The sequence below is a fragment of the Pseudanabaena biceps PCC 7429 genome (assembly GCF_000332215.1).
Taxonomy (GTDB): domain Bacteria; phylum Cyanobacteriota; class Cyanobacteriia; order Pseudanabaenales; family Pseudanabaenaceae; genus Pseudanabaena; species Pseudanabaena biceps.
This window is the reverse complement of record NZ_ALWB01000192.1, coordinates 1-10,546: the sequence shown is the minus strand read 5'-3', so window position 1 is coordinate 10,546 and position 10,546 is coordinate 1. Positions and strand designations below refer to the sequence as shown.

Genomic DNA, 10,546 nt, shown 5'->3' with positions numbered 1-10,546 from the left:
GGCGCACGCGCAGCGTGCGCCGCAGGTTTTTGGGTTTTATATTTAATTAAGCCTACTTACTTATAGATTCCCTTTTATTAATGAGGTTTTATTTACGAGCAATTCTAATTTAGAGAAAATCATAAAAACTAGGGCTAACTAAGAATATCGAACACCCAATCAATATGTATATTTATACGTATATTCAGTATACTTATGGACACAAATCTAATGCATCACAAAAACAAACAAAGAGAAAACTAGTAGCAACCATTTAATTATAGGAAACAGTAACTAAAGGCAAAATATACGCTTCTTCAATATAAATCAGTTGTTTTTAGCAGATTTTACGCAAATCACAAAAACGACAAATACAAAAGAAGATTATAAAACTCCAGTTTTATAAATCCATTAAACTCATCGACAAATCAAATTCTTCACAAATATAATCTCACAAGCAATTGAATATTTTTTTATAAAAAACAACTTTTTAAGGCTTATGTATTAGTATTAGTAAATATAGCAGTCCTAAATTATTTATGAGAACAATAGCGCTTCAATTTCGCTCAGCCAACCTATCCTGATGTCTGAGCAAAATTGAAGCGGCTCTGCACTTATTTAGGATTGCTAAATAGCTAGGCGCAATTAAATATAAAATCCCAAAACCTGTAGCACACGCTGCGCTTGTGCTACAGGTTTTGATTCTGGGTTTTGATTCTGGGTTTTAATTATGCCCAGCTACTGATAAATCAAATCAAATCAAACTAAATCAAATCAAGGGAGCAACTAAATGACTGACAAATCAGAATCAAGTTTAGTAGTCACCAGTTCCTCTGATTTATCAATGAGATCTCAGCCTATTTTGCCAGATAGCTTCCCCATCGTGGGCATTGGAGCTTCCGCAGGTGGGCTAGAAGCCTTTACTCAACTCTTAAGCAATTTAGAAGTTGATACGGGGATGGGGTTTGTGCTGATTCAACATTTATCGCCGCAGCATCACAGTCAGTTAAGCGAAATCCTCCGCAATGCCACAGCGATGCCCGTTAATGAAGCAGTGGAAGGTATGCACATCGTGCCAAATTCGGTGTATGTGATCCCGCCCAATACTCTGATGACGCTAGAGCAGGGAGTCTTGCGTCTAGAGCCGCGTCAGCGCGTGAGGGGGAAATATATGGTAATTGATGGTTTTTTTAGTTCCCTTGCCGCCGATCGCAAACATTTGGCGATCGCCGTCATTTTATCGGGCAATAACGAAGATGGAACCGTAGGGCTGGGAGTAGTGAAAGGGGCTGGGGGAGTCACCTTTGCTCAGGATCTCGGTTCGGCAGAGTTTCCGACCATGCCGATGATTGCGATCGCATCGGGGTATGTAGATTTTGTCTTGCCCCCTGCCGAAATTGCGAGAGAACTGATCAAGATCAGCCAGAACGCCATGGAAATGGATGATTTCACGGATATCATGCCTAATGATAATTACGAAATTGAAGCAGCCGAAGCATCCATTTTTACGGAAAGTCCAGAGAATCAGAAATTTCTACCCTTCGTCTTAGAAATTTTGAACAATGCTATGGGCGTAGACTTTACGCATTACAAGCAAGGTACGATTCGCCGCAGAATCGCGCGGAGGATGGGGTTACTAAATTTACAAAGCTTGGGGATGTATGCCCAGTACTTACAAGAACATCCCATTGAGGTCGAGAAACTTTACCATGATATTCTGATTAATGTAACGAGTTTCTTTCGCGAACCCGACTCCTTTAAGGCGCTAAAGGATATTGTCTTTCCCCAAATTTGTCAGGATAAGTTGCCGAATACCCCGATTCGGATCTGGGTAGCAGGCTGCGCGACGGGTGAAGAGGTCTATTCGATCGCCATTAGCCTCTTAGAATTTTTTGATGATCGCCCTAACAAACAAACAATTCAAATTTTTGCGACGGATATCAGTGCGATCGCGATCGAAAAGGCAAGAGTCGGCATATACAGCCATAATGCCTTGATTGATATCTCGCCCGAACGCTTGCGGCGCTTTTTTGTCTCCGTGGAAGGAGGCTATCAGATTGGCAAAAACGTGAGGAGTCTATGTATATTTGCGAGGCAAAACCTAACTAACGATCCCCCGTTTTCGCGCTTAGATTTGATCAGTTGCCGCAATATGCTGATCTATCTCGAACCAGTCCTTCAAAAAAAGGTGATGCCAATTTTCCATTATGCCCTCAATCCTAACGGTTTTTTGATGTTGGGAAGCTCAGAAGGGATTGGTAACGCCACGGATTTATTTGCGATCGCCGATAAAAAGAGCCGTATTTATAAATGTAAAAACTCGGCTCCAAGGATGAATTTTAACTTTGTCAAAAGCACCTATACCAAAGATAATGTTAGCGATTCAGCCGCTCCGATCAAATTCAAGGAAGCGCCCGAAAATAATTTAGAACTACTCGCCGATCGTGTCGTACTCAGTCGCTATGCTCCCGTGGGAGTCATCGTTAACAGCGATCTAGACATTTTACAGTTTCGCGGACAGACTAGTGCCTATCTAGAACCAGCTCCCGGCAAAGCTAGCCTCAATTTGCTCAAAATGGCGCGTCCCACCCTGAGGCTAGAGCTGCGATCGGCAATTTTTAGCGCCAAGGATCAAGATATACCGATCATCAAAGATGGCATTGAGCTGCAACAGGGGGTGATCGTGAAAATCGAGGTCATTCCCTTAAGTATGAATAACGATCCCTATTTCTTGGTTTTATTTGCGAGTAGACCGCAGCGATCGCTATCACCGCAGCCTCAGCCAAATCTGGGCAAATCTCGCAAAGAGTTAAATCAATCGGATCGATCAAGCAGTTTGGATCTGGAAGTGGCGCGACTCACCCATGAGTTAGAGAAAACCAAAGAATATTTGCGATCGATCATTGAGACGCAGGAGGCGAATAACCAAGACCTCAAGGTGGCAGGCGAGGAAATTCTCTCTAGTAATGAGGAGTTACAAAGTGCCAACGAGGAACTAGAAACGGCTAAAGAAGAAATTCAAGCGACGAATGAAGAATTAAGCACAATTAATGACGAACTTCGCAGTCGTAACGTGCAGCTCCATCAGTTCAACAATGATATGCAAAATTTGCTCAGCAGCGTTAACATCCCCATCTTGATGCTATCGGGCGATCTGCGGATCAGACGCTTTACGCCGATGGCGGAGCAATCTTTTAATTTAATTCCCAGCGATGTGGGGCGACCCTTTAGCGATATTCAAAATAATCTCGATATTCCCCATATCAGAACCTTGATTACAACGGTCATTGATACTTTGATTCCCTACGAGCAGGAAGTTAAAGACCTATCGGGACGTTGGTATAGCTTGAGAATTCGTCCCTATCGCACCACCGACAATCACATTGATGGAGCCGTGATCGGCTTGATTGATATCGACTTGATCAAACGCAATGCCCTTGAGTTGGAATCTTCCCGCAATTATGCGGCGGCGATTATTGAGACTTTGCGCCAGCCTCTGGTGGTACTTAATGCGGAGATGCAGGTATTAACCGCCAACCATGCCTTTTATCAAATTTTCCAAATGAGCCCCAGCCAGACCGAAAATCAATCGCTTTTTACCATTGGTCAGGGCGAGTGGAATATACCAAAACTACGATCGCTCCTCACTGAAATTCTGCTGCTAGATATTACCGTGCAGAATTACGAACTTACCCAGAATTTCCCGCAATTGGGCAATCGCACCGTATTACTCAATGCCTGTCAGATCGATCGCCCCAATATCGGACAGATGATCTTAATTGCGATCGAGGATATCACCGAACGAAATCAGCAAAAGTTGCAGCTAGTCATTAAAAACCAAGAGCTATCAACGGCGATGATGCTTGCCGAAACAGCAAATTTGGCTAAAAGCGAATTCATGGGCAGTATGAGTCACGAATTGCGCACGCCGCTCAATTCGATCATGGGCTTTTCGCAGATCCTCCGCGAGAACATTAATTTAGATGACGAGTCCCGTCAATATCTAGAAATCATTTATCAATCGGCGGACTACCTGCTCTCATTAATTGAAGATATTTTAGATATTTCCAAAATTGAAGCCAAAAAAATGGCGATCAATTTAAGTCCTGTCGCTCTCCTTGAATTTCTCCAAGTAACCGTGGGCATGGTGTCAGCACGAGCGATCGCCAAAAATCTTACCCTGACAACCCAGTTTGCCGAAGATCTACCCACCACAGTTTATAGTGACGAAAAGCGCCTAAGACAAATTCTGCTCAATCTCCTCAGTAATGCCATTAAATTTACGAATACGGGCATGATTACCTTAACCGTAAATAGAGTCCAAACCACCCTGACGGAAGCACCCTCCGAATTAATTCAATTTACGGTTACAGATACGGGTATTGGCATTGCCGCCAACGATCTTGAGAAGCTCTTTCAACCCTTTGAGCAAGTAGGTACGTCAAAAAGAAATCAGCAAGGAGCGGGCTTAGGGCTTGCCATTAGCCAAAATCTGGTCAAGCAGATGGGCGGAGAAATCCGAGTGAGCAGCACCCCCGATCGAGGAAGTACTTTTAGCTTTGCTCTGAATTTAGCGGAACCGAAAACGGAACGGAAGGCTGAGTACCAAATCTCGCCCGCAGCAACTATGCTAGCGATCGCCCCAGCCACCGATGCCATGACGAGTTCGGAGGTGCAAATTGAACGAGAGCGTCCTGTTCCCGTCAATAAGGTCAAGTTAGCCTCCACCTTACCCTTGAGCATTTTAATTGCCGAAGATGTGCAATTCAATCAAATTCTCATTCAGAAATTCCTGCAAACACTCGGATACGAACCAGATACCGTCAATAATGGATTAGATGTGCTGACTCAGTTACGAGAGAAGCATTATGATGTGATTTTGATGGATATTCAGATGCCTGAAATGGATGGCATCGAGGTTACTAAAAGAATCATCGCAGAATGGAATCAAAGCTCTCGTCCCCATATCATTGCCGTGACCGCCAACGCCTCACAGGAGGATCGCGACAAATATTTAGCCGTAGGAATGGATAGCTATATCAGCAAACCCATTAGTTTTGCTCAGTTAGAAAAGGCTCTCTTACAGGTTAGTTTCCATCTGCGATCGTAAATTAACATCAGTTCGGGTTAAGCTAGCAAATTCTCAAAGCCCAAAAGTAAAAGCCTTGCTACGCAAGGCTTTTACTTTTGAGCTTTGAAAAAGATTGCCGTGCTCCGCGCGGCAATCTTTGACTAGAGAAATCATCGGCTAAGGAATCGCCAGCGTAACGGCAATCCGAAAACCTGTATAGCGATCGCCTTGATTAGTGACATTTTTATAACGCTTGGCGGAGCGACAATAATGGGCAGGATCGCGCCATGAGCCACCCCGTACAACGCGACAACTGCGATCGCCTCCTGTCATCCATGCCTTGCCATCCTTGGGCAATAGGTCGTAATCATCATGCCAGATATCCATACACCATTCCCACACATTGCCATGCATATCGTGCAAGCCAAAGGCATTGGCGGGATAGGAGCCAACTTCGGTCGTAGCCACATTACTAATGCCTTGAGGGGCGTGTTTGTAAGGGCTCGCCCCATTGTAATTAGCCAGATTTGCGGCGATCGTTTCACCAAAGCCAAAGGCTGTTACCGTCCCCGCCCGACAAGCATATTCCCATTCCGATTCGCTCGGCAACCGATAGGGACGACCAGTACGTTCGGCAAGTTTCTGGCAAAAGGACTGAGCATCTTCCCATGACACCATTTCCACAGGGCGATCCATATTGCCAATAAACATAGCGGGATTATTATCCATTAATGCTTTCCATTGTCTTTGGGTAATGGCAAAGCGCGACATAAAGAAGGGGGCGAGATTCACAATGTGACGCGGACTCTCTTCTTCACTGCGATCAGCTTCATCCGAGGGCGAACCGATCGCAAATTTTCCTGCGGGGATAAATACCATTTCTAAGCCGATCGCCATCCCTTGAAAGTTACCTAAGCTCTCAATATAGGTAAGTCTGTTCTTTGATATTGTCTTTATTTGCAAAGGATGGTTGATGAATTTGCCAATCCCATGATTGACGCTCACTAACGCCATCTCAAAGGAAAATTGCGACAGTCGAGGAGCGATCGCGATCGGCGGTGGTTGGGGGCTGGGAGCGATCGGGACGATCTGCGTTTTGGCGATCGCTTTTTGATGGCTCGATCTCCCAAATTGAGGTGCATAGCTCGGATGGGAGGGAGCCGATAGACTTTGGAAACTTTGAAGATCATGGAGTACGGCTTGAGCCGTAGGATAGCGCTGACTGGGAGAAGAAGCAATCATCCGATCCAGCACCCGACCGAGCTGGGGATTGAGGTTCGTATTCCCTAAAAAATTTCGCCAGATCCAAGTACCATCCATATCCATCAGATCGAAGGGAGAAACATTGGTCAACAAGTGAATACAAGTCACACCTAAACTATAGATATCGCTGGCAAATATGGCTTTTCCCCTTGCCTGCTCTGGGGCAATATATACCGCACTGCCGATACGTGTACCCGTCTCCATTCCTGCCGTCACAAACTTTGCCGCGCCAAAGTCAACTAACACATGACTTCCCGTCGTAGCTGCACCAGACGCACTGGCAAGTCGGCGGCGAATAATATTTTCGGGTTTAATATCGCGATGGATAACTTGGCGATCGTGAATAAATTGCAGGATCGGCAATAGGTCGCTCAATAGCATCCGAATTTTGGCTTCGCTAAACGTCCCTTGTCCTTGCAATTCCTTTAACAGATCCTGTCCATCGATAAATTCTTGAATCAGGTATTGCCGACCATCATGTTCTAAATGGGCAAACAATGTGGGGATTTGGGGATGCTTCCCCAGATCATCAAGGCGCACGGCTTCCTGTTGAAATAGCTCGGCAGCTTTGGCGGCACTGTTTAGGTCGGTGGGACAGAACTGTTTGATGACACAATTGGGCTGAGATGGCAGCGCTTCGTCAATACCCATAAAAGCTTTGCCAAAGCCCCCTTGCCCCAAAATCCCGATCGCCCGATAGCGATCACCAATCTTGAGTTTGGAGCCACAATGACTACAAAAACTCAGCATCCGATCGGGGTTTTGATAGTTGCATTGCGGATTTAGGCATTGACTCATGATTGCGCCTATTGATTGGGAATAGCATCCATCTTGGCAAAGCCAATGACTTGCATTTTACCTGCCGTTAGTTCTAGTTTGAGAACTCTAGCGGTGATGCCTTTACTTTCCAGTTGTCGCAAATCTAGGACTTTATTCAATCCATTGGTAAAAGCCGTAGCAATCCGATTGGGTATCGGCGTTCCTGACAATTCAATTTGTGGGTTAACAATTTGCAGCTTTGTACCACCGATGGTTTTTAGTTCGGCATTCAATGAGACATCGAGCTTCTTGGGGTTGGGCTTAGTGGGGGTCGGTTGCGCCTGCAATGTTGCCGCCAGCCGCACGCGATCGCCTTCTAAAAAAGTTACTTCAGGATTAAGCAAATCTAAAATTTCAGGATTTTTATTAGTTCCCGAAATATCAATGCTCAGATTTTTAAAGGAAGATTGCACATCGGGCGATCGTAGAGCCGTATTGATATCTTCAGAACGCAAGACCAAGCGGACAGCAGCCTGTAATGGTCGCCGCAACACAATTTTGCCAGACTGCAAAGAACTAGGATCGATACTGATCGGATCGGTTTCCAAATCAACCTGATCGATCCGTAAAAACTCTAAAACGAAAACTCCTCGCCCCGCAACGCGAATGCGATCGACATTACCTAAAAGAATCTGATAGTTAGGAGCATTATCAACACGCACCTCTAGGACATCGGCTCGCACGATTTGACTGCGCAAATAGTCCGTTGCAATTTTATCGATCGCAATTCCAGGTGCGCCAGCTATGCCTAAAACCGTCGTAAGTAACCCAGCAAATAATTCCATAACAACGGCGATGAGTATCACTGCAATCATAAACCAAAACCCAATGATTAATACCAATTCCCAAAATGGCGTTGCCATTTTGGAAATCTCAAAAGCTTACGGGGTTTGTTTTTTAATTCACTGAAGTGTTGGCTCACTTCAGTGAATTGGTAATGCAAAAACAGAGAGAGTACCGCCCGCTACGCGGGCGGTACTCTCTTCTGGGTTTTAAGTTTACTTATGCCTAGATATTTATTACAAAGCGTTATATTTTGGGAAATTTGATAGCATTTTCTAGTTTAGGAGTAACCAATTATGCAGATTCGGTTGGCAGTCGAGGCAGATCTATCCTCCATTATTGAGATTTATAATGCTGCCATTCCTAGCCGTCTCGCTACCGCCGATCTCGAACCGATTACGGTGGAAAGCCGTCGCGCTTGGTTTCGCTCCCATGACGATCGCTATCCTGTCTGGGTGATGGCTGTAGGCGATCGCCATATTTACAGCGATCGCAACGAACAAATTGTGGGCTGGCTCAGTCTGCAAATGTTTTATGGTCGTCCTGCCTATCACAAAACCGCCGAGGTGAGTATTTACATCGAGCCTACCTATCAAAACCAAGGGATCGGTAAGCAATTGCTCAATCATGCGATCGGGCAATGTCCAAAGTTAAATATTTCTAAGCTGGTCGGTTTTATATTTGCCCACAATCATCCCAGCCTATGTCTATTTAAGAGCTTTGGTTTTACGGAATGGGGGAATCTACCACAAATTGCCGAGCTCGATGGCATTGCCCAAAGCTTGATCGTTCTCGGCAAAGTCGTGAGCTAAGCGCCATACCTCGCCGCCACATCTAATTCTTTACTGGGAAGGGAGTAGGACATAAAGCCCAAAATAGTGTTGCCGCGCTCCGCGCGGCAACACTATTTTGGGCTTTATGTCCTGATGCAGGTAACGGGAGCTATAAGATAAAACTGGCAGCATATGACGATAACGAGACGATAACGATAATGAAGCGTGATGACTGGTTTCCTACGCCCATCTGGCACTTTGAAGTACCAAACTACCAAGAACTAAATCAAAAATTGCTCCCCGCGATCTATAACGAGCACCAAAAAGACAATCAGGGATTAAATTGGTCTAATTCTTTAGGATGGCATAGCAAAGATTACCTACATCAACAGCCAGAATTTCAAGCGATCGTCAATATTGCCATCAATAATGCTTTAGAGGCTGGGCAAGAAATGGGCTTTGACCTCCAAAGATTCACCATGTTTGTGGCTAACTGTTGGGCAATTATCAATCCCAAATTTGCTTCTAATTTTCTGCACAATCATCCCAATTCCATATTGAGCGGTGTGTATTATGTGAAAGCATCTGAGAATTGTGGGGGTATTTTCTTTCGCGATCCTCGCGATGTCGCCCATATGTTTATGCCTAAGATCGCCGAACTCACGCCTTGGACGATCCAAAAGATTACCTACAAGGCAACGGAAGGAACGATGATCATTTTCCCCAGTTGGCTAAATCACGGCGTAGAAGTCAATCTCAGCGATGAAGATCGTCTATGCATCAGTTTCAATATCAGCATGAGTCATCGGGCTTAAAGTCTAAATTTTGATTAAGTAGCTGGGCATAATAAAACCCCAATACCTGTAGCGCACGCTGCGCGTGCGCTACAGGTATTGGGGTTTTATATTTAATTGCGCCCAGCTACTTACCTCACTTTTATAGCTATAACAATGGATAGAAATGTCCGACGGGTCCCTGTCCTCGACCGATCGCCAGTCCATATTTCAAGGCTTCCGTCACATAATTTTTTGCCTCTTGCACTGCTTGGAAGTGGGGTTTACCCAGCGCCAAGTTAGCGGCGATCGCGGCTGACAGGGTGCAACCAGTTCCATGGGTATGCTGAGTATCGATCGCTTCTGTCTGTAAGACCTCAAAGCGATCGCCATCAAACCACACATCCACCGCCTTGAGTGCGCCACTCATCGCTCCTCCCTTAATCAATACCGATCGCGCTCCCAATTTATAAATTTGCTGAGCCGCAGTTTGCATATCCGCCAAGGTATGAATTTCCATTTCCGCCAAAATCTGCGCTTCATAACGATTGGGGGTAGCGATCGCTGCTAAAGGAATCAAGAGATCCTTCATTGTCTTTACCGCAGCATCATCTAGCAATTGCGCCCCTGTCCGCGATACCATCACAGGATCGACCACCACATTTCCCAAACCAAAGGCAACGAACTTTTTTGCCACAGTTTTCACGATCTCTTGATTGAGAAGCATTCCCGTTTTAATTGCCCCTACCCGCATATCAACCATCACTGTTTCAAATTGAGCGGTCACAGCTTCAGGTGACATGGCATCAACTCTGGTAACTCCCAAAGTATTTTGAGCTGTGATGCAGGTAAGTACGCTCGTCCCATGAACACAATGAAAGGAAAAGGTACGTAAGTCCGCCTGTATCCCTGCACCTCCGCCACTATCGGAACCAGCAATCGTCATGGCGATCGGTATTGAGGAACTATTAAAACTAGTCATAATGCGAATTATTAATAAGTAGCTAAGACCTATAAGAGTGTACCGCCCGCTACGCGGGCGGTACACTCTCTGGTTTTGGCTTTTAATTATACTGAACTACTAA

Annotated in this window: 6 protein-coding genes; 3 read left to right on the top strand and 3 right to left on the bottom strand. The window is 45.2% G+C overall.

The window, feature by feature from the left end; translation table 11 throughout:
* Positions 1-769: 769 nt before the first annotated feature.
* Positions 770-5,089: a CheR family methyltransferase gene (locus PSE7429_RS17745; RefSeq protein ID WP_009628687.1), complete on the top strand. Its 4,320-nt coding sequence runs from the start codon at positions 770-772 to the stop codon at positions 5,087-5,089.
* A 138-nt stretch (positions 5,090-5,227) separates the two neighbouring features.
* Here PSE7429_RS17745 and PSE7429_RS17740 read toward each other — a convergent pair whose 3' ends face one another.
* Both PSE7429_RS17740 and PSE7429_RS17735 read right to left on the bottom strand, forming a co-directional pair.
* A complete protein-coding gene (locus PSE7429_RS17740; protein WP_009628686.1) occupies positions 5,228-7,111 on the bottom strand; it encodes a bifunctional serine/threonine-protein kinase/formylglycine-generating enzyme family protein in 1,884 nt (627 codons plus the stop codon).
* 8 nt (positions 7,112-7,119) lie between these two features.
* Positions 7,120-7,995 carry an LmeA family phospholipid-binding protein gene (locus tag PSE7429_RS17735; protein WP_009628685.1) on the bottom strand — a complete coding sequence of 292 codons (876 nt, stop codon included), beginning with the start codon at positions 7,993-7,995 and terminating at the stop codon, positions 7,120-7,122.
* A 216-nt stretch (positions 7,996-8,211) separates the two neighbouring features.
* Between PSE7429_RS17735 and PSE7429_RS17730 the strand changes: the two genes are divergently transcribed.
* Together PSE7429_RS17730 and PSE7429_RS17725 are read left to right on the top strand one after the other, a co-directional pair.
* Positions 8,212-8,727: a GNAT family N-acetyltransferase gene (locus PSE7429_RS17730; RefSeq protein ID WP_009628684.1), complete on the top strand. Its 516-nt coding sequence runs from the start codon at positions 8,212-8,214 to the stop codon at positions 8,725-8,727.
* A 179-nt stretch (positions 8,728-8,906) separates the two neighbouring features.
* Positions 8,907-9,503, top strand: a complete 597-nt coding sequence (locus PSE7429_RS17725; protein WP_009628683.1) for a TIGR02466 family protein — start codon at positions 8,907-8,909, stop codon at positions 9,501-9,503.
* A 127-nt stretch (positions 9,504-9,630) separates the two neighbouring features.
* Here the strand turns inward: PSE7429_RS17725 and thiD are convergent, their stop codons facing one another.
* Entirely contained in the window at positions 9,631-10,443 is an 813-nt protein-coding gene (thiD, locus tag PSE7429_RS17720) for a bifunctional hydroxymethylpyrimidine kinase/phosphomethylpyrimidine kinase (RefSeq protein ID WP_040689366.1), read from the bottom strand.
* Positions 10,444-10,546 lie beyond the last annotated feature (103 nt).